The sequence below is a fragment of the Paraglaciecola sp. T6c genome (genome assembly GCF_000014225.1).
In the GTDB taxonomy this organism is placed as follows: domain Bacteria; phylum Pseudomonadota; class Gammaproteobacteria; order Enterobacterales; family Alteromonadaceae; genus Paraglaciecola; species Paraglaciecola atlantica_A.
In genome coordinates this window covers 1,467,307-1,490,857 of sequence record NC_008228.1, presented here as the reverse complement: position 1 = coordinate 1,490,857, position 23,551 = coordinate 1,467,307, and the positions used below count along the sequence as shown (strand labels likewise).

General features: G+C 44.9%; 26 protein-coding genes. 10 read left to right on the top strand and 16 right to left on the bottom strand.

From position 1 onward, the window contains the following. Positions 1-26 precede the first annotated feature (26 nt). The 9 genes from hscA to PATL_RS06280 form a co-directional block, all read right to left on the bottom strand. Complete coding sequence (gene hscA / locus PATL_RS06325; protein ID WP_011574096.1) at positions 27-1,895, bottom strand: Fe-S protein assembly chaperone HscA; 1,869 nt, start codon at positions 1,893-1,895, stop codon at positions 27-29. Between the two features lie 20 nt (positions 1,896-1,915). Further along, on the bottom strand, positions 1,916-2,443 hold the full coding sequence (gene hscB, locus PATL_RS06320; protein ID WP_011574095.1) for a co-chaperone HscB: 528 nt from the start codon (positions 2,441-2,443) through the stop codon (positions 1,916-1,918). 134 nt (positions 2,444-2,577) lie between these two features. Then, positions 2,578-2,901 (bottom strand): iron-sulfur cluster assembly protein IscA, encoded by a 324-nt coding sequence (iscA, locus tag PATL_RS06315; protein ID WP_006992096.1) that lies wholly within the window; start codon positions 2,899-2,901, stop codon positions 2,578-2,580. 25 nt (positions 2,902-2,926) lie between these two features. Beyond that, positions 2,927-3,307, bottom strand: coding sequence for a Fe-S cluster assembly scaffold IscU (gene iscU / locus PATL_RS06310; protein ID WP_011574094.1), 381 nt, complete (start codon positions 3,305-3,307; stop codon positions 2,927-2,929). Positions 3,308-3,370: 63 nt separating this feature from the next. Further along, positions 3,371-4,594 carry an IscS subfamily cysteine desulfurase gene (locus PATL_RS06305; protein ID WP_011574093.1) on the bottom strand — a complete coding sequence of 408 codons (1,224 nt, stop codon included), beginning with the start codon at positions 4,592-4,594 and terminating at the stop codon, positions 3,371-3,373. 16 nt (positions 4,595-4,610) lie between these two features. Further along, a complete protein-coding gene (iscR, locus tag PATL_RS06300) occupies positions 4,611-5,096 on the bottom strand; it encodes a Fe-S cluster assembly transcriptional regulator IscR (RefSeq protein ID WP_006992093.1) in 486 nt (161 codons plus the stop codon). Between the two features lie 125 nt (positions 5,097-5,221). Next, on the bottom strand, positions 5,222-6,025 hold the full coding sequence (gene cysE, locus PATL_RS06295; protein WP_011574092.1) for a serine O-acetyltransferase: 804 nt from the start codon (positions 6,023-6,025) through the stop codon (positions 5,222-5,224). A 2-nt stretch (positions 6,026-6,027) separates the two neighbouring features. Next, positions 6,028-6,753: a tRNA (cytosine(32)/uridine(32)-2'-O)-methyltransferase TrmJ gene (gene trmJ, locus PATL_RS06290; protein WP_011574091.1), complete on the bottom strand. Its 726-nt coding sequence runs from the start codon at positions 6,751-6,753 to the stop codon at positions 6,028-6,030. Between the two features lie 382 nt (positions 6,754-7,135). Further along, positions 7,136-7,519, bottom strand: coding sequence for an SMU1112c/YaeR family gloxylase I-like metalloprotein (locus tag PATL_RS06280; protein WP_011574089.1), 384 nt, complete (start codon positions 7,517-7,519; stop codon positions 7,136-7,138). Positions 7,520-7,755: 236 nt separating this feature from the next. Between PATL_RS06280 and suhB the strand changes: the two genes are divergently transcribed. Beyond that, complete coding sequence (gene suhB, locus PATL_RS06275; protein ID WP_011574088.1) at positions 7,756-8,535, top strand: inositol-1-monophosphatase; 780 nt, start codon at positions 7,756-7,758, stop codon at positions 8,533-8,535. 264 nt (positions 8,536-8,799) lie between these two features. Here suhB and secF read toward each other — a convergent pair whose 3' ends face one another. From secF to PATL_RS06245, 6 genes are all read right to left on the bottom strand, one after another. Beyond that, on the bottom strand, positions 8,800-9,741 hold the full coding sequence (gene secF, locus PATL_RS06270) for a protein translocase subunit SecF (RefSeq protein ID WP_011574087.1): 942 nt from the start codon (positions 9,739-9,741) through the stop codon (positions 8,800-8,802). Between the two features lie 10 nt (positions 9,742-9,751). After that, positions 9,752-11,596, bottom strand: coding sequence for a protein translocase subunit SecD (gene secD / locus PATL_RS06265; protein WP_011574086.1), 1,845 nt, complete (start codon positions 11,594-11,596; stop codon positions 9,752-9,754). Between the two features lie 77 nt (positions 11,597-11,673). Next, positions 11,674-12,012, bottom strand: a complete 339-nt coding sequence (gene yajC / locus PATL_RS06260) for a preprotein translocase subunit YajC (RefSeq protein WP_006992085.1) — start codon at positions 12,010-12,012, stop codon at positions 11,674-11,676. A gap of 30 nt (positions 12,013-12,042) precedes the next feature. Beyond that, positions 12,043-13,155, bottom strand: coding sequence for a tRNA guanosine(34) transglycosylase Tgt (gene tgt, locus PATL_RS06255; RefSeq protein ID WP_011574085.1), 1,113 nt, complete (start codon positions 13,153-13,155; stop codon positions 12,043-12,045). Positions 13,156-13,335: 180 nt separating this feature from the next. Continuing rightward, entirely contained in the window at positions 13,336-14,376 is a 1,041-nt protein-coding gene (gene queA / locus PATL_RS06250; protein WP_011574084.1) for a tRNA preQ1(34) S-adenosylmethionine ribosyltransferase-isomerase QueA, read from the bottom strand. A gap of 236 nt (positions 14,377-14,612) precedes the next feature. Then, entirely contained in the window at positions 14,613-14,921 is a 309-nt protein-coding gene (locus PATL_RS06245; RefSeq protein WP_011574083.1) for a DUF6471 domain-containing protein, read from the bottom strand. 186 nt (positions 14,922-15,107) lie between these two features. Between PATL_RS06245 and PATL_RS06240 the strand changes: the two genes are divergently transcribed. From PATL_RS06240 to PATL_RS06200, 9 genes are all read left to right on the top strand, one after another. Next, complete coding sequence (locus PATL_RS06240; RefSeq protein WP_011574082.1) at positions 15,108-15,497, top strand: YjfI family protein; 390 nt, start codon at positions 15,108-15,110, stop codon at positions 15,495-15,497. Between the two features lie 15 nt (positions 15,498-15,512). Next, positions 15,513-16,193 carry a PspA/IM30 family protein gene (locus tag PATL_RS06235; RefSeq protein ID WP_011574081.1) on the top strand — a complete coding sequence of 227 codons (681 nt, stop codon included), beginning with the start codon at positions 15,513-15,515 and terminating at the stop codon, positions 16,191-16,193. 177 nt (positions 16,194-16,370) lie between these two features. Continuing rightward, entirely contained in the window at positions 16,371-17,420 is a 1,050-nt protein-coding gene (locus tag PATL_RS06230; RefSeq protein WP_011574080.1) for a potassium channel family protein, read from the top strand. A 1-nt stretch (position 17,421) separates the two neighbouring features. Next, positions 17,422-18,069: a YjfK family protein gene (locus PATL_RS06225; protein WP_011574079.1), complete on the top strand. Its 648-nt coding sequence runs from the start codon at positions 17,422-17,424 to the stop codon at positions 18,067-18,069. A 26-nt stretch (positions 18,070-18,095) separates the two neighbouring features. Next, the gene (locus tag PATL_RS06220; protein ID WP_006992077.1) at positions 18,096-18,512 is read left to right on the top strand and encodes a DUF350 domain-containing protein; all 417 of its coding nucleotides are present in this window, start codon (positions 18,096-18,098) and stop codon (positions 18,510-18,512) included. A gap of 8 nt (positions 18,513-18,520) precedes the next feature. After that, on the top strand, positions 18,521-19,135 hold the full coding sequence (locus PATL_RS06215; protein ID WP_006992076.1) for a DUF1190 family protein: 615 nt from the start codon (positions 18,521-18,523) through the stop codon (positions 19,133-19,135). A gap of 8 nt (positions 19,136-19,143) precedes the next feature. Further along, complete coding sequence (locus tag PATL_RS06210) at positions 19,144-20,307, top strand: glutathionylspermidine synthase family protein (RefSeq protein ID WP_011574078.1); 1,164 nt, start codon at positions 19,144-19,146, stop codon at positions 20,305-20,307. A 67-nt stretch (positions 20,308-20,374) separates the two neighbouring features. Further along, the gene (locus PATL_RS06205) at positions 20,375-20,953 is read left to right on the top strand and encodes a rhomboid family intramembrane serine protease (protein WP_011574077.1); all 579 of its coding nucleotides are present in this window, start codon (positions 20,375-20,377) and stop codon (positions 20,951-20,953) included. 115 nt (positions 20,954-21,068) lie between these two features. Further along, positions 21,069-21,767 (top strand): VC0807 family protein, encoded by a 699-nt coding sequence (locus tag PATL_RS06200; protein ID WP_011574076.1) that lies wholly within the window; start codon positions 21,069-21,071, stop codon positions 21,765-21,767. Positions 21,768-21,935: 168 nt separating this feature from the next. Here the strand turns inward: PATL_RS06200 and PATL_RS06195 are convergent, their stop codons facing one another. Then, positions 21,936-23,225: an alkaline phosphatase gene (locus tag PATL_RS06195; protein WP_011574075.1), complete on the bottom strand. Its 1,290-nt coding sequence runs from the start codon at positions 23,223-23,225 to the stop codon at positions 21,936-21,938. Positions 23,226-23,551: the final 326 nt, after the last annotated feature.

The window sequence follows — 23,551 nt, the reverse complement described above, 5'->3', positions numbered from 1 at the left end:
AAAATTAATTCTGACGCTAAATAAAATTAAATGCTGTCGACCGTATGACCGGCTAATGCCTTTTTGATCGAGTGATCCATACGTTTTTCTGCGAATATTTGACTCGCTGCATCGGCCGCGCTAATCGCTTGCTTTATCGCATCGATATCATCATTTTTGCCTGCGATATCTAATACCTCTAAGCTAGCTTGAATAGTGCCGATTTCCGCCGCACTCAATAGCTCAGCTCCATCTGCATTCAGCGCAGCTTGTAGGGCTTCATGTACTCTTGCAGCTTCTACCTGTTGCTCTTTCAACATGCGGGCCTGCATGTCGCCTGTGGCGTTCTGCATGGACGCTTTAAGCATGTCGCTGATTTGTGACTCGTCTAATCCATAAGAGGGTTTAACTTGGATCTCAGCTTGAACGCCACTGGATTTCTCCATCGCCATCACGTTAAGCAGACCATCTGCATCTACCTGAAAGGTGACACGAATGTGCGCAGCGCCAGCCGCCATCGGCGGTATGCCGTGCAACGTGAATTTGGCTAGCGAACGGCAGTCGTCAACCAATTCGCGCTCACCTTGCAACACGTGGATCATCATAGCCGTCTGGCCATCTTTGAATGTCGTAAATTCTTGCGCTTTCGCCACAGGAATAGTGGTATTCCGGTGAATGACTTTCTCAACCAAACCGCCCATAGTTTCCAAGCCAAGAGACAGTGGTAATACGTCCAGTAACAGCATTTCACCGTCAGGCTTGTTACCTACTAGAATATCAGCTTGAATAGAGGCGCCAATGGCCACCACTTTATCAGGATCAATAGAGGTCAAAGGGGTTCGGCCGAAGAATTCGCCCACTTGCTCACGCACATAAGGTACGCGAGTTGAACCGCCAACCATGACGACTTCTAGCACTTCGTCTTTTTCTAACTCGGCGTCTTTCAGCGCCCTGCGACACGCGCGTAATGTACTTTTCGTTAAGTCAGCAATCAAACCTTGAAAGGTTTCTCGACTAATAGATAAGCTGAGAAGCTTTTGCTCGTCATCGGCAAAATCCACTGTAACAGTGTCATTGTCGCTCAAGGACTCTTTAGCAAACTTTGCTTTGTCCAATAGGACCCGATGCAAACGTTTTGACAACGCCCCCTCTAGGCCAAGCTGCTGGCGAAAATGCTTAACAATCATGTGATCAAAATCATCGCCGCCTAATGCCGAATCACCGCCAGTGGCTAATACCTCGAATACCCCTTTGCTCAAGCGTAAAATAGATATATCAAATGTGCCGCCACCCAAGTCATAAACGGCAATCACGCCCTCTTGGGCAGTGTCTAAGCCGTAAGCGATGGCGGCCGCTGTGGGTTCGTTTAATAGCCGCAACACTTTTAATCCCGCTAGTTGCGCGGCATCTTTAGTGCCTTGGCGCTGCGCATCATCGAAATACGCAGGAACCGTTACCACAGCGCCGCTTAGCTCTTCACCCAAGCTCTGTTCTGCACGTAAACGCAGGGTGGTGAGTATTTCAGATGACACCTCAACTGGATTCACTTGACGGCCGGTAACATTCAACAACGGCGAGTTCGGGTTTGACTCATCGAAATCATAAGGCAAGTCTGGATAACTGCGGCGAATATCATTGAGACTACGACCCAAGAAACGTTTTACTGAAACAATGGTATTTGCAGGGTCAAGGCTAGCATCATGCTTAGCCTGCTCACCCACCACCACTTGCTCAGCGGTGTAACTTACCACTGAAGGTAAAAGGTGTTGGTTATTGTTGTCACCCAACGTCTCTGCCTGACCACTGCGAACAGTCGCCACGAGAGAATTTGTTGTGCCTAAATCAATACCCACGGCAAGTTTACGTTGGTGAGGTGCCGCGCTCAGGCCAGGTTCTGCAATTTGGAGTAATGCCATTATAAAAACCGTTTAGTTGTTCAAAAGTCGCTTAACGCGTCTTCTTTGATTTCAATTTCGTGACGTAGCTTAAATAAAAACTTCAGCTTACGTACCAGATTTGCAGCATTTTCATTCGCTGCATCATCGGATTGCTCGAGAAAACCCCCAAGCTCACTCAACAACCGCTTAATATCCGCCGCTACTTCGTCGTCTAAAGACTCAAGGGCAGTAAGAGGATCGCTAGCATGTTGAGCATCGTCTAATTGTTCACGCCATTCCATTTGCTGCATTAAAAATGCACCGTCTTGCATGGTTTTTTGCTCATGCTGTAATTCTACACCGCGTAGCTCCAACATATGCTCAGCACGACTCAGAGGTGTTTTTAAGACTTGATAGCCGTCATTAACTTGCGCATTTTTTTGCAAAGCAATGAGTTTGTCGCGCTCGCTGGCGGTAGCAAACCTATCTGGATGCGTGAGTTTTTGTAGTTGTTGGTACGTCGCTGCAAGCGCCGCTTTGTCTACATCGAATGAAGGCGTCAGGTTGAATAGCGCAAAATAATTCATATCAATTAGCGTCTTTTGAGTTTGGCCTATGAAGGTGTAGACAATGGAAGCGTCTACATCGTGATACGTCTTAATCGTCGTTAATAAAAAGCAGGCCTGTTAGCCTGCTTCTTTGATAGCCACGTATAGCACACCTATACGTTAAAACTTTCGCCGCAGCCACATTCGCCGTTTGCGTTAGGGTTATTAAACTGGAACCCTTCGTTCAGGCCTTCTTTGGCAAAATCTAATTCGGTACCGTCTAAGTACACCAAGCTTTTACCATCGATAATGATTTTAACGCCATTATCTTCAAAAACATGGTCATCTTCGTTTAACTCGTCGACAAATTCCAACACATACGCTAAACCAGAACAACCCGTGGTTTTGACTCCTAAGCGCAAGCCTAGCCCTGAGCCTCTGTTTTGCAGAAAGCTAGATGCTCGTTGTGCCGCAGCCTCAGAAATTTTAATTCCCACTATGGTCTCCTCTTTCGTTTAACGTTTACTGGTGTTTCTTTTTGTAATCTTCAACGGCTGCTTTAATAGCGTCTTCTGCCAAAATAGAGCAGTGAATTTTTACTGGTGGTAAGGCAAGTTCTTCAGCAATGTCCATGTTCGATATCTTCACGGCATCGTCAATTGATTTGCCTTTAACCCATTCAGTAACTAGTGAGCTAGACGCAATCGCCGAGCCACAGCCATAAGTTTTGAATTTTGCATCTTCGATAATGCCATTAGCACCAATCTTCAATTGCAATTTCATTACGTCACCGCATGCTGGCGCGCCAACCATACCGGTTGCAATGCTAGGGTCATTCTTGTCAAAACCACCTACGTTACGTGGATTTTCGTAGTGATCGATTACTTTTTCGCTGTAAGCCATGATGGTTACCTCATTTGTGAAGACGATTTCGCCTTACTGTGAATTCTATAAATTATTCAAATACTAGTGGTGTGCCCACTCAACGGTATTCAAATCAATGCCTTCTTTGTACATATCCCACAAAGGAGACATATCACGTAATTTGTCGATTGCGTTACGTACTACGCTTATCACATGGTCGATTTCAGCTTCGGTGGTAAAACGGCCGATTGTGAAACGAATTGAGCTATGGGCCAATTCATCATTCAAACCAAGCGCGCGAAGTACATAAGACGGCTCTAAGCTGGCTGATGTACAAGCTGAACCAGATGATACGGCCATATCTTTAAGGGCCATGATCAAAGACTCACCTTCAACGAATGCAAAACTCACATTTAAGTTCGCTGCAACGCGTTGTTCAATGTCACCATTGATGTAAACCGCTTCAATATCTTTGATTCCATCCCATAAGCGATTACGTAGCATTAGAATACGTTCGTTCTCGGTGGCCATTTCTTCCTGTGCGATACGGAATGCTTCACCCATACCTACAATTTGATGAGTTGCCATGGTACCAGAGCGCATACCACGCTCATGGCCGCCACCGTGCATTTGCGCTTCAAGACGAACGCGAGGCTTACGACTAACGTAAAGTGCTCCAATCCCCTTGGGACCGTAAGATTTATGTGCTGAGAAGGACATCATGTCTACTTTCAGCGCTTGTAAATCGATTGCCACTTTGCCTGTGCTTTGCGCAGCGTCAACATGGAACAACACTTTACGCTCGCGGCACACTTCTCCGATAGCAGCGATGTCTTGGATCACGCCAATCTCGTTGTTTACGTGCATCACACTAGCAAGAATCGTGTCTGGGCGGATGGCTGCTGTGAATTTTTCGATATCAACCAAACCATTTGGCTCAGGATCTAAATACGTCACTTCAAACCCTTCACGCTCTAACTGGCGGCACGTATCAAGTACGGCTTTATGCTCAGTTTTCACTGTGATGAGGTGCTTACCTTTCTTGCCGTAAAAATGTGCAGCGCCTTTAATTGCAAGGTTATTTGATTCTGTTGCGCCAGAGGTGAAAACAATTTCACGAGGATCTGCATTGATCAAATCAGCAATTTGATTACGAGCAACGTCGACTGCTTCTTCTGCTACCCAACCGAAACGGTGAGAACGCGATGCAGGGTTACCAAAGTTGCCTTCGTTGGTTAAACACTCTGCCATTTTGGCAGCAACACGAGGGTCAACCGGGGTGGTTGATGAATAATCTAAATAAATTGGTAACTTAATGTCGCTCATTGTCTACTCCGCTTATTTACTGCAGGCTCACTTCGATTTCGTTGCCGGCAATATAATTGAGGTGTTTCGTTTTATCTTGTCTGTCTGCTACTAATTTCACGTCGTGCTGCGCCATGAGTTCTCCAAGAGTAATGCCATCGAGAAAAAGGCTGATCCGCTCACTTAAATCTTGCCACAAGCTGTGGGTTAAACAGCGCTCACCACCTTGGCAATCTGACTGACCTTGACAACGCGTTGCATCAACTGACTCGTCTACGGCACGAATGACCTCACCGATAGGAATGTCGCTGGGTTGGCGGCCCAACTTGTAACCGCCGCCTGGCCCACGCACACTGTCTACCAATTTTTCTCGGCGTAAACGTGAAAAAAGTTGCTCTAAATAAGATAACGATATTTCTTGGCGCTCAGATATATCTGCTAACGACACGGGACCGCGCTGTGAATGTAAGGCTACATCCAGCATTGCTGTAACAGCGTAACGACCTTTAGAAGTTAATTTCATTCTGAACACCTAGCTAAAAACTTGCAGCTATTGTCCCAAACCCGACTATTTTAGTCAAGTATTTATCCTACTGTTTTAGTCAAGTATTAGAGTGCTGGTTTTTAATGAGTCATTCATCAACAACGCTAAATTTGTGGATCGAATGACGCCTTTGCCGATTCTTTTTCCGCCGTCGTTAAATGATCGCCAAAGCTATCAATTTCAAGGGTGGGCAGTGATTTACCGCAAACAGTCCCTCCCATGTTATTGATCTCTTTACACATTTCTTCCACTTTGGTATCAATAAGGTGAACATGATCAAGCATTAATCCAATAGCATTTGCGACAGGATCAGGGTTTTCATCTGAAATAGCATAGGCATCGAAGCCATACTTACGGGCAATTTTAGCCCGGTGGCCGTTCTGTTCTTTGTTCGCGCTTGGCATCACGATGCGACCAGGTATACCCACAACAGTGGCGTTCTCAGGGGCATCCTTTACCACAACAGAATTGGAGCCCACCTTCACGCCTTTGTGCATAGTGATAGGCCCAAGAATCTTGGCCCCAGCCCCAATCACGACATTATCTTCTAAAGTGGGGTGACGCTTACCAGCGCTCCAAGAAGTACCGCCAAGGGTGACGCCATGGTATAGGGTAACGTTATCGCCAATCTCTGCGGTTTCACCTATCACCACACCCATACCGTGATCTATGAAGAAGCGTCTGCCAAGCTTAGCGCCAGGATGTATTTCCACTCCTGTCGCCCAACGGGAGAACGTTGATAAGCTGCGAGCTAACCAGCGCCAATTGGCCTTCCATAATCGATGACTTAAACGATGAAACCAAATGGCATGCAGCCCTGGGTAATTCGTCAAAACCTCGAACGTATTGCGTGCTGCTGGGTCGCGGTGAAATACACTCTGGATATCTTCTTTAATACGTTCGAACATTGTTATGTATTGTCTTTGCTGGACTTTTCGATAGATGCCAATATGCCGCGCAATATGTTCAGCTCCTGGGTTTCAGGACGAGCACGATTAAACAAGCGACGTAATTTGGTCATGACCATACCTGGATGTTGCGGAATGATGAAATTCGTTTTGTGAAGGGTTTGTTCCAAATGGCTATAAAAGCCTTCAAGATCATCCGCCAGCGGGTATTCTTCCTGCACATTCGCCTCTCGTCGCGTTTCATTAAGATGCGCCATGCGAATTTCGTAACATAGTGTTTGTACAGCAGCAGCCAAGTTCAACGAGCTATATTCAGGATTGGCGGGAATACATACATGAAAATGACATTGCTGTAGCTCCTCGTTACTCAAGCCGTTGTTCTCACGGCCAAATACTAAGGCAACAGGATATTTAGGTACTTCGGATACTAACTTTTCGCCGCATTCGCGAGGTTCAAGCATAGGCCAAGATAACGTTCGCGAACGGGCACTTGTGCCGACCACTAAACCACAATCCGCTACTGCTTCTGCCACGGTAGAGACAATTTTCGCGTTGGCCAGAACATCCCCAGCCCCAGCAGCTAACGCGCTAGATTTACCGTCGGGCGGTGATACTGGATCAACCAAAACCAATTGGCTCAAGCCCATGGTTTTCATGGCGCGCGCTGTTGAACCAATATTGCCGGTGTGGGATGTATTAACCAGTACGATTTTAATATTTTCTAGCATAGCAAAGGATTATCTGTGATTTATGGAGATTTTAGGGCGCGGATAATAGCACATTTTGCGTGCAAAAGTAGTGTTGGCACGGTGCGCAGAGTGAGCCACATGCTACAAAATATGTGAAGATGTTATAAGGGTGATTTTCCGGCCCGCTTAACTGCACGTAAGGATATTGGGTTACTTTCCAAAAGCCAAAAATCAACGTTTGCTGGCGGTTAAGTTGAGCTTTAATATGCTTGACCTCGTTAGCGCCTGCTTGAGGACTGTTAACAAGCATGTAGGTATCATCTGAATTTAGCAGCAACTGGGTATCTGCGTCACACGCTTTAGTGCAAATGCTAACGCCAACAAGCACTTCATCACACTGTCCTTAGGGGCAACATTGTATTTATGCTTGATAAAGCTCCAAGGGTAAACCATCTGGGTCGGCGAAAAAGGTGAATTTTTTGAGGGTATATTCATCAATCCTGATTTCCTCTACCTCAACGCCCTTCGCCGTCAAGAAAGCCGCTGTGGTTTCAACATCATCCACCACAAACGCTAGGTGCCGTAAGCCTTGTGCTTCTGGGCGACTCGGGCGCTCTGGAGCCCCAGGGAATGAAAAAAGCTCAATCTGCCCGCCATCAGGCAGCGCTAAATCTAATTTATAAGAATCACGATGCGCTCGGTAGTTTTCAGCAATAATGCTCAACCCTAGTGTTTCGGTATAAAAATGCTTTGAGCGTGCATAGTCTGAACAAATGACAGCGACGTGATGAATGCGTTGTAACATTGAGTACTCTCTATTGGCTATTATCAGGTACGAGTTATCAAGCGCCCTCACCCAGTACACTTGAAGATATCAAAGAGTGCTTACGCTAACATAGTTTGCTATAAATCCAGATTATGATTGCGAATATTCTGTAGTTTGGTAAACTGCGCGGCGATTTTTTGTTCACCTGCTAGCAAAAGCAAGGCGAGTGACAAATTCTTTATCTTAACGTTCTTTTAAAAATTGGTGGTTTTACTATGCATCCTATGCTGAATATAGCAGTGCGCGCGGCGCGTTCTGCGGGCAACGTCATTGCCCGTGGTTTTGAAAATCAATCTGAATTAATGATTGAAGCCAAAGGCAGTAACGACTTCGTTACTCGCGTCGATAAAGAAGCCGAGCAAGCAATTATTCGCAAAATTCAACAATCTTACCCTGACCATTGTTTCGTGGGTGAAGAAGGCGGCGTAGTAGAAGGTAGCAACACTGATTACAAATGGATCATTGACCCGCTAGATGGCACCACTAATTTTATCAAGGGTATTCCCCACTTCGCAGTATCCATCGCTTTAATGCATAAAGGTCGTTTAGACCAGGCGGTTGTGTTCGATCCTATTCGTGGCGAACTATTTACCGCAAGCAAAGGCGCTGGCGCTCAACTTAACGGTTTCCGTATTCGTGCTAGTAAAGCAAAAGAGTTGAACCAAACGATCCTTGCCACCGCACTTCCATACAAAAACAAAGATGCATTACCGACATATCTTGAAAGCTTCCGTAACATCTTTTTCCAAGCGGGTGATGTGCGCCGTAGTGGTTCAGCTGCTCTGGATTTAGCCTACGTTGCCGCTGGTCGTTACGACGGTTACTGGGAAAGTGGCTTGAAGCCATGGGATATTGCAGCGGGTGAACTTCTCGTTCGTGAAGCTGGCGGCCTGGTAACAGATTTCAAAGGTAATAACGACCCTATGCATAACGGTGACATCGTTGCTGGAAGCGCTAAAGTCGTGCAAACCTTAGTCAAGAATTTGAAAGCTTAAGGTTGTAATAGGTTAAGAGTGTAATGGCTTAAGAACGTATGACCTTTTTAAAGCGAGCCCTATGGCTCGCTTTTTTTGTGGCCCAAAAATACGACCAATCTTCGCATTCAAAAGCTGAGTACTAAGTACCTGGTACTGAATACTGAGTACTGAGTACTGAGTAGACAGTGTTAGCATAAACACACCACTAAAAAAGCCGCTTGATGGTTAATCAAACGGCTCTCGATGCGCAACTCTGTTTACCCTTATGGATAATCTAATTTTCTACAGCATTGACTCTTGGTCAGCGCCTTCTTTTTCTATCTCAGTTGGCATCAAGTCTTCGCGGCTTACACCTAACCATAGCGCCACTAAGCTGGCAACGTAGATAGACGAATACGTACCGATTATCACACCAAACAGTAACGCAGTCGCAAAACCATGAATGGTTGCCCCGCCCAAGAAGAACAATGACATCAATACCAATATCGTCGTTAACGAGGTAATAATGGTACGGTTCAAAGTCTGGGTCAGTGAAATATTAATGATCTCTTCGGTTTCTGAATTGCGGATTTTACGGAAGTTTTCACGGATCCTATCTGATACCACAATCGTATCATTCAAAGAATAACCGATTACTGCCAATACAGCGGCCAGTACCGTTAAGTCGAATTCCAGTTGTAGAATTGAGAACAAACCTAATGTGATGATCACGTCGTGGGCAAGTGCCACAACTGAGCCCAAAGCAAAACGCCATTCGAATCGCATTGCTACGTATACCAGAATACAAAGCAAAGAAACCAGCATGGCTAACCCGCCCTGTTCTGCAAGTTCATCACCAATATTTGGCCCAACAAAAGCGATACCGCGTTTTTCAACGCTTGGATCGGCAGCTTGCAACGCAGCAACTACCCTGTCGCCAATTTCAACGTTCTTCACGCCTTCCATTGGAGCAATGCGTATTAGTATGTCTTGACTGCTACCGTAGTTTTGCACTGTAGGCTCAACAAAGCCGGCTTGAGTTAACTCAGCGCGAACCGCGTCTAAGTTAGCCACACCTTCATATCGCATTTCAATCTGCGTACCACCGGTGAAGTCCAAACCCCAATTAAGCTGGTTAACACCAAGGGATACCAGAGAGCCGATAACCAGTAACGCGGATAGTATCGCTGCGGGAACGCGCAACGACATAAAGCCAACGGTTTCTTTCATGTTTAGCAATTGCATGTCAGCGCTCCTATATTGATAATTTTTTCAAAGGCTTACCACCACACCATGCATTTACAACAGCACGGGTAACAAAAATAGCGGTAAACATGGAAGTGGCAATACCAATCATTAACGTGATCGAGAAGCCTTTAATTGGGCCTGTGCCCACAGCAAACAGAATCAGACCCGCAATGAAAGTTGTAATGTTGGCATCAAGAATGGTCGAGAATGCACTGTCATAACCGTGATGAATTGCCTGTTGGGGGCTGCGCCCTTCCCGTAGTTCTTCTCGGATACGCTCGAATATCAGAACGTTTGCATCAACCGCCATACCGACCGTTAACACGATCCCGGCCATACCAGGTAGCGATAATGTCGCGCCCGGTATCATCGACATAATGCCAACGATCATCACTAGGTTTAGAGTCAGAGCAAGGTTCGCGACCAAACCAAATGCTTTGTAGTAAATCAGCATAAAGATTAGTACTGCGACAAAGCCCCAAATGATGGCTTGTGTACCCAGTGCGATGTTCTCTTTACCTAAGCTTGGCCCAACGGTGCGCTCTTCGACGATTTGAATCGGTGCTATCAGTGCACCAGCTCTGAGTAGTAGCGACAGGTTATGCGCTTCTTGTGGCGAGTCTAACCCGGTAATACGGAAACTACTGCCCAAGCGCGCTTGAATGGTAGCGATACTGATCACTTCACGCTTCGCTTCAAAAATCAGCTTGTCGTTAGCATCTCGCTCACCCGTTGATTTATATTCAATAAAGACGGTCGCCATCGGCTTACCAATACTGTCTTTGGTAAACTGTGACATCTTACTGCCACCTTTAGAATCAAGTGAAATATTCACCTGAGGAATACCGTACTCATCTGCGCTAGAGTTAGCATCAATGATGTGGTTACCGGTCAGAATGATTTTCTTTTTCAGCAGTTGCGGCTGACCTTGCTGATCGAGTACCAGTTCAGAGCCTGCAGGTACACGCCCAGCAACAGCATCACGTACATCATGGTCTAAATCTACAGAGCGGAATTCCAAGGTCGCCGTTGCATTTAGAATTTCTTTAGCACGGGCAGTATCTTGTATGCCAGGTAATTGCACAGCGATGCGGTCAACGCCTTGCTTTTGTACACTTGGCTCAGCTACACCCAGTTGGTTTACCCGGTTACGGATAATGGTGATGTTCTGCTTAACCGCGTAATCACGGGTTTCAGCAAGCTTCTGCTCTGACATACTGACCACGATTTTTAGGTCATTTTTCTCAGTGAAAACCAAGTCACGATTACGGTTACGTAAAAAGAACTCTGCCTTATCTAGGGTATCTTGGTCACGGAAGAATATTTCCACTCCACCTTCAACTTGGCGCACTGTGCGATAGCGAATACCTTCTTCACGAAGTGCACTTCTAAAATCGGATACCATATCTTCAAAAGACTTATTGACTGCTGAGTTCATGTCCACTTCCATTAGGAAGTGCACACCACCGCGCAAATCGAGCCCAAGCTTCATCGGTGCACCGCCAATGGCTTCAAGCCATGCTGGCGTGTCTGGGGCTAGGTTCATGGCCACGTAGTAGTCATCACCTAATGCTCGTTGCAGGGTTTCTCGCGCGATAAGTTGACTATCAGAATTGGTCAAGCGAACCAAGATTTGTTCATTATCTAAAGCGATATTTTTTGTTTCTATATTCTCGCTAGATAACGTTTCTGTGACTTTGCTTAACAGTGACTCATCGACACTGGCATTTCGGCCCGCAGAGATTTGAACGGCATAGTCTTCACCGTACAAATTGGGAGTAGCGTATAGAGCACACATACCGACGATAAAAATCAGTACGAGATACTTCCATAACGGAGTTTGGTTTAACACGTGAAAATCCTTCCATTTTGAATGTCGTAAACATAAATAAAGCGGGCAATCGCCCGCTTTATTTAAGGTAACTCATTTTAAATCGCTTTCATTGTGCCTTTTGGCAACACAGCTGAGATAGCAGATTTTTGTACAACGATGTTGGTTGTATCGTTTAGTGCAATCTCAAGAAAGTCCTTTTCTTCTGATACTTTCACGATACGACCAACCATGCCACCTTGGGTCAAAACTTCATCGCCTTTGCTCAACGAGCTAACCAAGTTTTTATGCTCTTTTACACGTTTTGCTTGTGGGCGGTATAACATAAAGTAAAAGATTAAACCGAATACGCCGAGCATGATCAGCATTTCAAAACCGCCGCCTGTTGCACCACCTGGTGCTGCCTGTGCATGTGCATCAGAGATAAATAAGCTCATAAATTCCCCATAGTTTGTTAAGTTTTGTTGTTATAGCGCCGGTACCGGCATATCTTTTTGTGCGTAGAAATCCGCAACGAATTCATCTAACTTCTGTTCGGCAATCGCATCACGCAACCCTTGCATAACACGCTGATAATATCGCAAGTTATGAATAGTATTTAAACGCGCGCCTAATATTTCGTTACATTTGTCCAAGTGATGTAGATATGACCGAGAATAATTTTTACAAGTGTAACAGTCACATTTATCGTCTAGTGGACTCGTGTCGGTTTTATGGGCTGCGTTGCGAATTTTGACAATGCCACTGGTAACAAAAAGATGACCATTTCGAGCATTACGAGTAGGCATAACGCAATCAAACATGTCGACTCCGCGGCGCACACCTTCTACCAGATCTTCCGGTTTACCCACGCCCATCAAATAACGCGGTTTGTGCGCTGGGATTTTGTCTGTGGTGTGATCCAAAATGCGGATCATGTCTTCTTTTGGCTCGCCTACTGACAAGCCACCAATGGCATAGCCATCAAAGCCAATGTCTTCTAAACCTTTAAGGGATACGTCACGTAATCCTTCGTACATACCACCTTGTATGATACCGAATAGCGCTGATGGGTTGTCGCCATGTTCCGCTTTACTGCGCTTGGCCCAGCGCAATGACAATTCCATCGACTGGCGTGCTTCGCTCTCGGTAGCCGGGTGCGGCGTACATTCGTCGAAAATCATCACGATGTCAGAGCCCAAATCACGTTGCACTTGCATCGATTTTTCAGGGGTCAGTAAGATTTTTTCACCGTTGATTGGCGAGCGGAAAGTTACCCCTTCTTCGGTGATTTTACGCAAATCCCCTAGGCTAAATACCTGAAAACCACCTGAATCCGTGAGGATAGGTTTTTGCCAATGCATAAAATCATGTAAATCGCCGTGCTGTTTAATGATTTCAGTGCCAGGGCGTAGCATTAAATGAAAGGTATTCCCTAAGCATATATGCGCGCCCGTTTCATCAAGCTCTTCAGGCGTCATGCCTTTAACCGTGCCGTATGTGCCAACTGGCATAAACGCAGGCGTTTCAACTATGCCTCGGTCAAATTTAAGACGGCCGCGGCGCGCCTTTCCGTCTGTGTTATCTAATTCAAATTGCATAAATACTTCCTGCTGACAGGGCATGCCCACCAGCGTGTTCTCGTCTTAGGTGATATTCAATGCCTAACAAGCGAGTTGCTGACAAAAAGTGGCCGGATTATATACGAATTGCGTCTACGAATAAAAACTAATAACGCACTATTTATTCGCCTAACGTAGGTATTGATAACAATCCGGATATCAGTCTTGGTTTTTCTCAATGAACATGGCATCGCCATAGCTGAAAAAGCGGTATTGCTGGGCAATAGCTTCTTGGTACGCATTCATCACATTTTCTTTTCCAGCAAAGGCGCTGACTAACATGATGAGCGTCGATTCTGATAGATGAAAGTTGGTCAACATGGCATCAATCACCTGAAATTTATAGCCAGGATAAATAAAAATGTCTGTGTCACTGAAAAACGACGCCAGCGCAGTGCCATTTTCTAATGCTGCTTTCGCTGCTGACTCTAACGATCTTACCGACGTAGTGCCCACAGCGATCACGCGTTTACCCGCCGTTTTGGTTTTAGCAATAGCATCCACAACGTTTTGCGGCACCTCTGCATACTCAGAGTGCATCTGGTGCTCTAGAATGTTATCAACCCGCACTGGCTGAAAGGTTCCAGCCCCAACATGCAAGGTCACAAATTCTGTGTTTACGCCTTTATCGCGTAATTGCTTCAAAATGACGTCGTCAAAGTGTAAACCTGCGGTAGGCGCGGCGACGGCTCCTGGTTTCTCGTTGTATACCGTTTGATAACGCTCTTTGTCAGACTCTTCATCAGGGCGATCAATATAGGGCGGTAGCGGCATATGCCCATATTGTTCGAGTATCTCAAGAATAGGCTCAGGGTTAAGCAGCTTTAATGTAAATAGTGCATCTTGACGCCCTACCATTTCCATTTCCACTTTGCCCTCAAGTAATAGTTGCGTGCCCTCTTTAGGAGATTTACTGGCGCGTACATGGGCTAAAACATGGTGTTCGTCAATAATGCGCTCAATCAACACTTCTACTTTACCACCAGAGGCTTTTTGCCCGAGTAACCGTGCAGGTATGACGCGAGTATTATTGAAGATCAGTAAATCGCCTGGATTAATCAAGTTCACCACGTCAGTGAATTGCAAATGCGACAAGCCTGTTGTGGCTAAGTGCATTAATCGACTCGCGGTCCGCTCTTTAGTGGGGTAACGCGCAATGAGGGCTTCAGGTAAATCAAACTGGAATTCAGAAACTTTCATATATTATCCTGGGAAATGTAGCCCGTTATTTTACGTATATTAATTAATACCTGCAATCACCTTGGTATACGCTAACCAACTTGTGACTTTGCATATTGCGGCTAAAATAACATCAACAGTTTATTTATTATTGACGTTTCTCCTGACTGTTATTTTGCCCAGCGACTTTTGCGTTGGGCTTTTTTTTGTCTGTATTTTTTGGTCGTGTTCTGCAAGCTCGGAAAATTTTTACATCGCTACCGCGAGAGATCTTGCCCCATGTCGCTAAACATATCCACGATATCATCCCGTTCGATACGGCGCATATTAAGCACATACATGATTTGTAACAACAAATCAGCACCTAATATTCCTTTATTCACTTTATTGCGCAGGTTGTCTGCGCTTTGGTTCACCCCAATTGATACTAGGCGTTCACTGAGATCCTGATACTTAACACCGCGCTTAGACATTTCCGCTTTTAATAGGCGCTGAACCACTTGACGCCAATCTGCGGAGGCACTATTTGTCTGTTTTGCTGTCAGACCATCCGAATGATTTTGCATAACTATTCCAACGATACAAATGTGACGTATAATTTACATTAGTGACAAATAAATATCAAATGTTGAAAATAACATTTGACTAATTGTTTTTCACCTGACTACACTAAGCCCGAGTTTTGCCAACAAGCTCAACGAAATGTTGAGACATATTCGAACAACGGCCATTAGCCATACAGGAGAGTAGCCATGACATGGGATCTTAATCAACTTGAGGCCCTTTTTAGTGACAACCAAGATCTCGTTGTTACCCGCGAAGAAAATTGTTTATTAATTGCCAACAGCGACGGTGTTGATGCTTGGTTAGCGATAAGCGGAGAACAAATTCTAGTTGAGTCTTTACTCTTTTCTGTCAAAGAGGTGAAAGACAAAATCGCATTGAACGAAGAGATTTTAAAAACCCATATGATTTTCCCGCTGACCACTGTGGGTATTTCGAATGTGGCTGGCGATGAGTATTACACAGCGTTTGGCTCTTTAAGTTCTCAATCGAAAGCACAGAGCATTACGATCGAAGTGCAAACCTTATTTCAAAATGTAGAAGCATTTTTAGATGCTTATGCAGAACATTTACTTTAATCGAGGAGTGACATTATGTCAGTTTGGAGAAAATTAGTAACTGCCGTTAAAGGTGGTGCCACAGAAGCAGCACAAACAGTGGTAGACAGCCAAGCAATCCGTATCCTTGAACAAGAGATCCGTGAAGCAAAAGACGAGCTGCGTAAGTCAGATCATGCACGCACGCAAATTTTGGCTAAGTGCAAATTGTCTGAGCAGAAAGTCGCCAGCTTGCAATCTTCTATTGAGCAATACGAAGCCCATGCTCGCAAAGCGATAGATTCAGATCGCCAACTAGCCCTTGACTGCGCTCAAAAAGTCAGTGACTTGAAAGCCGAACAAGAAGGTGAACAGAAATACTTAGATCAGTTTAAGCAATCTGAGAAGCAGTTGGCGGGCAATATCAGTCAAGCAAAAGCTAATCTACGACGTTTAGAGCAGCAGGTCGACATGGTAAAGGCCACTGAGTCTGTGCAAAAAGCACAGGTCGCTGTGTCGTCACGTCACTTGGGTGCGAACAGCAAAATGAAAACCGCCACCGAGTCGTTGCAGCGTATTCAAGACAAGCAGACATTGCGCGATGCAGAGCTACAAGCAGCGCAAGAACTTGCGACTGAAGAATCAAGCGACGACCTAGAGAAACGTTTGGCTCAAGCCGGTATCAAAGGCGGACAAACCTCTGCTGATGATGAGTTAAGCCGCATTTTAGGCAAATAGCTTGCGTATTATTTGAATGGCCAGCCCGCAGTTACAGGCTGGCCATTTTTTTATCTGTGGGTTTATTGTATCTATTACGTTTACACAGTTAGTGCTGACTGCGGAATGACTTACGTTGGCTAATGTCCTGGGATGTGAAAGAATATCTCGAAATAACAATAACCTGAATTTAACGCCATGTTTATAAAGATACGTAAAATGCTGTCTCAGTATTTTTCTGAGATGCGTTGGTACACCTTACTGATTGCGTTAAGTTTTTACACTGTTTCGAGCTGGTGCTTAATGGCGCTCGCAAATGAAGATGCACTAACAAACAGCACTGATTTCATTTATTGGTTGGTGGTAACAGGCTCAACAGTGGGCTACGGGGATTTGTCGCCGACAACCACAGCAGGAAAATACATAGTCTCTTTATATGTAATACCTGTTGGCTTGAGTTTTTTTGCATTAGTGATTGGTCGGGTAGCGTCTTGGGTATCATTTCAGTGGGTAAAAGGAGTAAAAGGTTTGCAAAGTTTATCAGTATCTAATCATATTCTGGTACTCGGGTGGAACGAGCAACGTACGCTTAGATTACTCGATTTACTGCTACGCGAGCGAGAAGCCGTGGACGAACGCCCGACGATTGTATTGTGTGTTCGCGCCGATATTACTAACCCGATGCCAGATAAAATCGAATTTGTGAAGGTTAATAGTTTTAGTAACGACAAAGACATGGACCGAGCTTGTATTGCCGACGCCAAAGTCGTTTTAATGGATAACCCAGAAGATGATTTAACCATGACCACTGCACTTTATTGCAGCCAACGTAATCCTAATGCGCAAATGGTCGCTTACTTCACTGATGAAACGTTAGCCAACCTCCTCCAGCGCCACTGCCCGAATGTTGAGTGCACGCCGAGTGTTGCGATAGAGATGCTGGCAAAATCTGCATTCGATCCGGGTTCAAGCGTATTACATCACGACTTACTTAGTGTGGCCGAAGGCCAAGCGCAGTATTCAGATACCCTTCCCCTTGAAATGTCTCCTGTGCAGGTTGGATTGGCATTCAATCAGTTGAAATCTCGTTATAATGCAACGCTTATTGGCACGGCTAAGCGCGATGATAGATTGAACATACAAGTCAATCCTGATCTGGATGAGCAATTATCGCCGGGTGACAAGGTGTTTTATATCGCGAAAGCCAGGATCAAAAAAATCGAATGGCAACGTTTTTCTGAGGAATAACATGTTCAGTAAATTATTTGGTAAAAAAGACACGTCGAAAACCCCAAAAGCCCCTGAGGTTATGGGCCTTTACTTGGGTGGTTCATTTCAAATTGATCCACTAAAACTCAAACTGATAGAGCCGAGCCTTATCATTGAGTCTGCTGCCAGCTCACATATCATTCAGGCGGTTGGTGAAGTCGATTTAGATTCAGGTGGCAAAATTCTGCGCTTTTACACCGATGACGATGCATTTTTACAAGTTGTTTTGGACGGCGGTGTGACAGAAAATCACATTACTGATGTCAAGTTATGGTATTTCTATGAAACCAAAACCGTCGGCACCGACACTCAATGGCAGCAATTGCTTAAAAATGACATCTCCCAAGCCCAATATTCACTAGAAGGCAATAGCTATCAGCGCGTATGGGACGCTGTCGGTGATGTGTCACCCGCTGTCGCTATGACCGAAAAAACCTATGAAGAAGACGGTGACGTGAGTGAAACCGACCAATTCATGATGCTGTACGAGCGCGAATTAGACGATAGCAACATAGAGGCCTTGCTGGTCAGCGGTGAAGAGAAACTAGTTGGTCAGAACTTCGATCGCTGCTTGGTTATCAGCAGTGGTTTTAATATTGAACAAGCCGACATCACGATAAACGGCTAACATCCCATTTAACGAAAGGAAAAACGATGGAAACAATACTTAACTCAATTGCCGGCCTTGGTCATTTTGCCGCTTATTTTGCGGTATCAATTGTATTGCTATTTATCTTCAAAATTGTCTATGCATTCGTGACCCCTCATGATGAATGGAAATTAGTTAAACAAGAGAAAAATCTGGCCGCAGCGATTGGCTTTGGTGGCGCTATCATCGGTTTTGCCCTAGCGTTATCAAGTGCGGTTGCAAACTCAGCGTCATTGGTCGACTTTATCGTGTGGGGTGTTGTGGCAATCATTGCGCAAGTCGTCGCATTCTTACTTTTGCGATTCACTTTTATGCCGAAAATTGCCGAGCGCATTATTAATAACGAAATTTCTGCAGGTACCATTCTTGGCGCTATTTCTGTTGCGGTTGGTTTGCTCAATGCCGCTTGCATGACCTACTAGGAGGACATATGACTCAGCGTAAACGCTCATCAAATATCAACCTAAAGAGCATGCGTAAAGGTTTTTCGGTTAAGCCTTTAGCCTTGGGTATTGCAGCAGTCATGCTTAGTGGTTGTGGTGAAGAAACGGAAAAAGCCACGGTTTATACCTCAGTAGACGACTGCACAAATCAAAACCCTGGGCAAGAAGAGCTATGTAAAACGGCTTATCAAGATGCGCTAGATGAAGCTCAGCGTACAGGCCCTAAATATGCGTCACGGCAAATATGTGAAGAGGAATTCGGGGCCAATCAGTGTAATTATACCCGCACCGAAAGTGGCTCGTTCTTTATGCCTTTTATGGCCGGTTACATGTTGAGCAACCTTTTGTCGCCGCGGGGCTATAATACTCAGCCCATGTTTACCTCATACTCCCCTTACTCTTCGTATCGCCAACGTTGGATGGGTGCAGATGGCAGTGACTATGGTGATTATCGCCGCCGTAATATGAACGTCAGCAAAGATGCGTTTAAGTCAAAACCGAGTGTGACCAAAACCATGAGCCGAGGCGGGTTTGGCAGTAGCGTGCGCGCAAAATCAAATTGGGGTGGCTCGAGCAGAAAGTCCAGTGGTTGGGGCGGCTAACCTTTCGTATGTTTCGCATTCCTATTCAGCAACGGGCAAATTGGCAGCGTAAAGCCGCTGATTTTGGTTTTAAGTTTCATACTATGCATGGCGAACCCTATTGGGATGAGTCAGCGTACTATCAATTTACCCTAAACCAAATTGAAAATGATATAGAGCAGCCAACTGCCGATATTCATCAGATGTGTCTGGCGGTGGTCGAGCGCGTCGTTAATGACGAGGCTTTGCTTGAACGTTTTCAGATCCCACAGGGGTTTTGGCAGCCCGTTGCCGATTCATGGAAAAACCGAGACCCGAGTTTATATTCACGTTTGGATTTTAGCTATGATGGCAGCGGCCCTGCTAAGCTTTACGAAAATAACGCAGACACGCCAACATCACTGTATGAAAGTGGATTTTGGCAATGGTTATGGCTTGAAGAACAAGTTAATAAAGGGCTAGTGCATAAAAAAGCCGACCAGTTTAACTCACTACAAGAGAAGCTTGTTGCCCGATTAGGCTACATCGCTAACCACTATCAATTAGACTTCATGCATTTCGCTTGCTGCAAAGATACTGACGAAGACAGAGGTACGGTGCAGTATCTACAAGATTGTGCGCGCGAAGCAGGGATCGCTGACTACTTCGTTTATATGGAAGACATTGGTTTGAGTGACAGCGGTGCGTTTACCGATCACGACGATCAAATCATTGAAACCTTGTTTAAGCTCTACCCTTGGGAATTTATGCAGCGAGAAGCGTTCGCTCAACATATTCAGCCTTCTGGCAGCCATTGGATTGAGCCCCTATGGAAATCAATATTGTCGAATAAAGCGTTGATGCCCATGTTATGGAAAATGTTTCCCGGTCATCCCAACTTACTGGCATCTTATTTTGAAGATGAACTGCAACTTGCTAACGAGACTAAATTGGTTAAGAAGCCAATATTTTCCCGTGAAGGCGCGAACATCAGTGTAATTGAAAACGGCAAGACGGTGCTCGAAGCACAAGGCCCCTATGGTGAAGAAGGGTTTATTTATCAAGCCTATTCGCCATTACCAAAGTTCGGAGAAAATCACACCTTGATTGGCTCGTGGTTGGTGGATGATCAGCCTGCAGGCATTTCGGTACGGGAAGACACCTCTCTTATCACCCAAGATATGTCACGTTATTTACCGCATATTATTTTGTGACAATTTGACATCTCATTCTCCAGCCTTTTACGTCAAAATATCGATATGACTTACCTAACACAGTTTTATGAATAGCAAAACACTCACTTCGCGCAATCCTTCTCGCTTAAGCCAGCAGTTAAAAACGGTAGGCATTATCTTCATTGTGATCACCGCCATAGAGATCTTTAATCTTCTCACTGGGCGCATGTTAAATCACTTTGGCAATATTCCACGTTACATTCCTGGGCTTGTTGGCGTCTTAACCGGTCCTTTTTTACACGGTAGTGTGAGCCATTACCTGTCGAATATTATTCCGTTGTGTGTGTTGAGCTTTCTAATGCTGCAATACGGTAATAAGCGTTTTTTTGGTGTCACGTTCTTTTGTATTGTCCTAACAGGGTTGTTGGTGTGGTTATTTGGCCGCTCAGCCAGTCATATCGGTGCGAGCAGCGTGATATACAGTTATTTTGGCTTTCTTTTATTAGCAGGGTTTTTAAGCCGAAAGTTTAAGCTCATTATTATTTCCTTGTTAGTGGCCTTTTTTTATGGCGGCTTAATATTCGGCGTATTGCCTGCAAGAACCTTTGTATCTTGGGAAGGCCATTTGTTCGGCTTTATCTCTGGCTTGATTGCTGCGAGATTGTGGGCCAAAAATGTGCGCTAATAAGCCTAATTCTCGCAATCAGGCTTTATCATCAATTTAACCTAAGGTAGTGCTAGAGCGTGAAGTGCAACTTCCCTATAATGCTGTCGTTATCTAAATACAAACCAAGGCCCAAATGAGTAATCAAGTCCCCAAAAAACAAAATGGATTTTTCGGAAATCTAGCATTTAATATCATTATCCCTGTGGTGATCATGAGCAATTTAAGCTCTGATGAATACCTAGGCCCAGCATGGAGTATTGTTGCCGCACTGATATTCCCTATCGGTTATGGGTTGTGGGATCTTAAAGAGTCCGGCAAGGTAAATGCCTTTTCAATATTGGGGATTGTCAGCGTTATATTAACCGGTGGCATTAGTCTGTTGGAACTTCCTGCTGATTATATTGCTATAAAAGAAGCGGCTATTCCGGCTGTAATTGGCATTGCCGTGTTAATTACCCAGCGCACTACCAAGCCATTACTAAAGGTACTTGTGCTCAACGAGCAAATTGTCAACTGGGACAGTTTGAGCCGAGCATTAGAAGCAAAAGGTACCACTAATGACTTTGAAGGCAAGATGGCGATCAGCTCTTATATTGTCGCTGGTTCATTCTTTTTATCTTCAGTTTTAAATTACGTTTTGGCCAAAGTGATTCTGGTAAGCCCCCCAGGGACGACCGAATATACAGAAGAGCTTGGTCGCATGACCGCACTGAGCTACCCAGTGATAGTGATACCGAGCATGATCATGTTAATGGGCGCCTTGTGGTACCTATTCGCTCAAATTAAGAAATTAACGGGTGAAGATTTAGAGAATTTCCTTGCCCAGCAGTAACAGCCAGCAGTGATAACCAGCAATAACTAACGATACTGTTAGCGTAGAACTATTGAAAACCAAAAAACGCTGATAGAGCAATCTATCAGCGTTTTTTTATTGGCGGCTTAAAAACTTAATCGTGAACATTGACGACCTGCTCACTCAATAATTAGCCGACTAGCTTGGTTATTCTCGGCCAAGCAAGGTGAAAATATTATCTGCGACCTGCGTGTTGTTTAACAAACCACGGAATTTTTCGCTGCCAGGCCCTATTGCATATACCGGCACGTCAACACCAGTGTGCCCACCCGTTGTCCACCCCGTATTGGTACGTATATCTAATAAAGTTTTCACTGTTTGATACGCTATTTCGTCATCTTGGGTATCTATTGCCTCGAGCATGGACTTTTCCTCATCGTTAAGAGAAAAGCCAAGAAGCTTAGCCGCTAACGCGCTTTTATTATTAGCTGTCATCAATTGTTTAGCAATAGCGTACGGCGATGCTTTAAGGTTATCGAGCCATTGCGGCTCCCAACGATAAATTTTGTTAGCACCAATGGTGAAACCACCTGTACTGTGGTCTGCGGTTAACACGACTAATGTATCAGGGTGCTGACTAACGTATTGCTCTAGCCACGTCATAGTTTGCGCTAAGTCTTGCATCTCTGTCATCGCTGCGCCGACATCATTGGAGTGGCCGGCCCAATCAATTTGGCTGGCTTCAACGAGCAAAAAGAAGCCTTTGTCGTTTTCAAGGTGTTTAACAGCGGTTTGAGTGAGCGTTTGCAAGCGTTGTTTCGCCGGCATATCTAACGCCCAATTTAAGCCTTGCTCTGCAAATAAACCTAACAATGGTTTATTTTTATCCGTCGTACTCAAGTCGGTTATCTTATCAACGTATTGATAACCAGCCCCCTTGAACTCTGCTACTAAATTGCGATCATCACGAATGAAGTAATTCCAACCACCTCCGAGCATGACATCAAGTACAAAACGGTTATCCACTTTGTCATCAAAGTAACTGTCAGCTATCTCGTTGTAATTCTTCCTACTCTCGTTATGTGCTGAATATCCTGCAGGAGTCGCGTGGTTAATTTGTGAGGTAACAGCAACACCTGTTTTCAATCCATGCTCTTTAGCCCACTCAAGTACCGTGAGAACAGGTTTTTTGTCTACATCCACAGCAATCGCGCCATTATAAGATTTTACGCCGGTGGCCAAAGCCGTTGCACCTGCCGCCGAGTCGGTGACATAACCAGAGACTTGCGCTGGGTACGTACTGGCCATGCCTACCAGCATGCGATCAAAAACGGTTTGCTCGACTACTGACGTATTTTTGTTATCTGCGAAGTAACGATATGCGGTGGTATACGCTGGCCCCATTCCATCACCAACGACCATAATTACATTCTTAGGCTCTTGCGCTACAGCTCCCATACACAGGGCTGATAGCAAAACGGTACTCACAAACTTCATCTCAATCCTATATTTGCTTAATATTTAAACCCTTGATTATACGCAGCCTTTTGCGACAAGGCGTAGTATTGGGTTCGATATTTAAAAAAAACATTAGCGTTTTTTGTCGCAAAATATTTGAATTGTAATTTTTAGGGACATCACGGTGTGGGAAAACCGTCCATATGGACAAAACGAGACAAACGTTGCTGGGATCTACATTCTTATTACGACGTTAAAAAGCCAAATGCATTCTGTTTCACTGGGCTTATTTATTCTCTTCGCCTTGATATTTAAAGCAAGCCAACAATTATTCACAATATAAATACTGAAAATCAATATCATTT

Coding starts and splice junctions, on each gene's coding strand:
- hscA (WP_011574096.1), bottom strand. CDS start 1,895: ATGGCATTACTCCAAATTGCAGAACCTGGCCTGAGCGCGGCACCTCAC.
- hscB (WP_011574095.1), bottom strand. CDS start 2,443: ATGAATTATTTTGCGCTATTCAACCTGACGCCTTCATTCGATGTAGAC.
- iscU (WP_011574094.1), bottom strand. CDS start 3,307: ATGGCTTACAGCGAAAAAGTAATCGATCACTACGAAAATCCACGTAAC.
- PATL_RS06305 (WP_011574093.1), bottom strand. CDS start 4,594: ATGAGCGACATTAAGTTACCAATTTATTTAGATTATTCATCAACCACC.
- iscR (WP_006992093.1), bottom strand. CDS start 5,096: ATGAAATTAACTTCTAAAGGTCGTTACGCTGTTACAGCAATGCTGGAT.
- cysE (WP_011574092.1), bottom strand. CDS start 6,025: ATGTTCGAACGTATTAAAGAAGATATCCAGAGTGTATTTCACCGCGAC.
- trmJ (WP_011574091.1), bottom strand. CDS start 6,753: ATGCTAGAAAATATTAAAATCGTACTGGTTAATACATCCCACACCGGC.
- PATL_RS06280 (WP_011574089.1), bottom strand. CDS start 7,519: ATGTTACAACGCATTCATCACGTCGCTGTCATTTGTTCAGACTATGCA.
- suhB (WP_011574088.1), top strand. CDS start 7,756: ATGCATCCTATGCTGAATATAGCAGTGCGCGCGGCGCGTTCTGCGGGC.
- secF (WP_011574087.1), bottom strand. CDS start 9,741: ATGCAATTGCTAAACATGAAAGAAACCGTTGGCTTTATGTCGTTGCGC.
- yajC (WP_006992085.1), bottom strand. CDS start 12,012: ATGAGCTTATTTATCTCTGATGCACATGCACAGGCAGCACCAGGTGGT.
- tgt (WP_011574085.1), bottom strand. CDS start 13,155: ATGCAATTTGAATTAGATAACACAGACGGAAAGGCGCGCCGCGGCCGT.
- queA (WP_011574084.1), bottom strand. CDS start 14,376: ATGAAAGTTTCTGAATTCCAGTTTGATTTACCTGAAGCCCTCATTGCG.
- PATL_RS06245 (WP_011574083.1), bottom strand. CDS start 14,921: ATGCAAAATCATTCGGATGGTCTGACAGCAAAACAGACAAATAGTGCC.
- PATL_RS06240 (WP_011574082.1), top strand. CDS start 15,108: ATGACATGGGATCTTAATCAACTTGAGGCCCTTTTTAGTGACAACCAA.
- PATL_RS06235 (WP_011574081.1), top strand. CDS start 15,513: ATGTCAGTTTGGAGAAAATTAGTAACTGCCGTTAAAGGTGGTGCCACA.
- PATL_RS06230 (WP_011574080.1), top strand. CDS start 16,371: ATGTTTATAAAGATACGTAAAATGCTGTCTCAGTATTTTTCTGAGATG.
- PATL_RS06225 (WP_011574079.1), top strand. CDS start 17,422: ATGTTCAGTAAATTATTTGGTAAAAAAGACACGTCGAAAACCCCAAAA.
- PATL_RS06220 (WP_006992077.1), top strand. CDS start 18,096: ATGGAAACAATACTTAACTCAATTGCCGGCCTTGGTCATTTTGCCGCT.
- PATL_RS06215 (WP_006992076.1), top strand. CDS start 18,521: ATGACTCAGCGTAAACGCTCATCAAATATCAACCTAAAGAGCATGCGT.
- PATL_RS06210 (WP_011574078.1), top strand. CDS start 19,144: ATGTTTCGCATTCCTATTCAGCAACGGGCAAATTGGCAGCGTAAAGCC.
- PATL_RS06205 (WP_011574077.1), top strand. CDS start 20,375: ATGAATAGCAAAACACTCACTTCGCGCAATCCTTCTCGCTTAAGCCAG.
- PATL_RS06200 (WP_011574076.1), top strand. CDS start 21,069: ATGAGTAATCAAGTCCCCAAAAAACAAAATGGATTTTTCGGAAATCTA.
- PATL_RS06195 (WP_011574075.1), bottom strand. CDS start 23,225: ATGAAGTTTGTGAGTACCGTTTTGCTATCAGCCCTGTGTATGGGAGCT.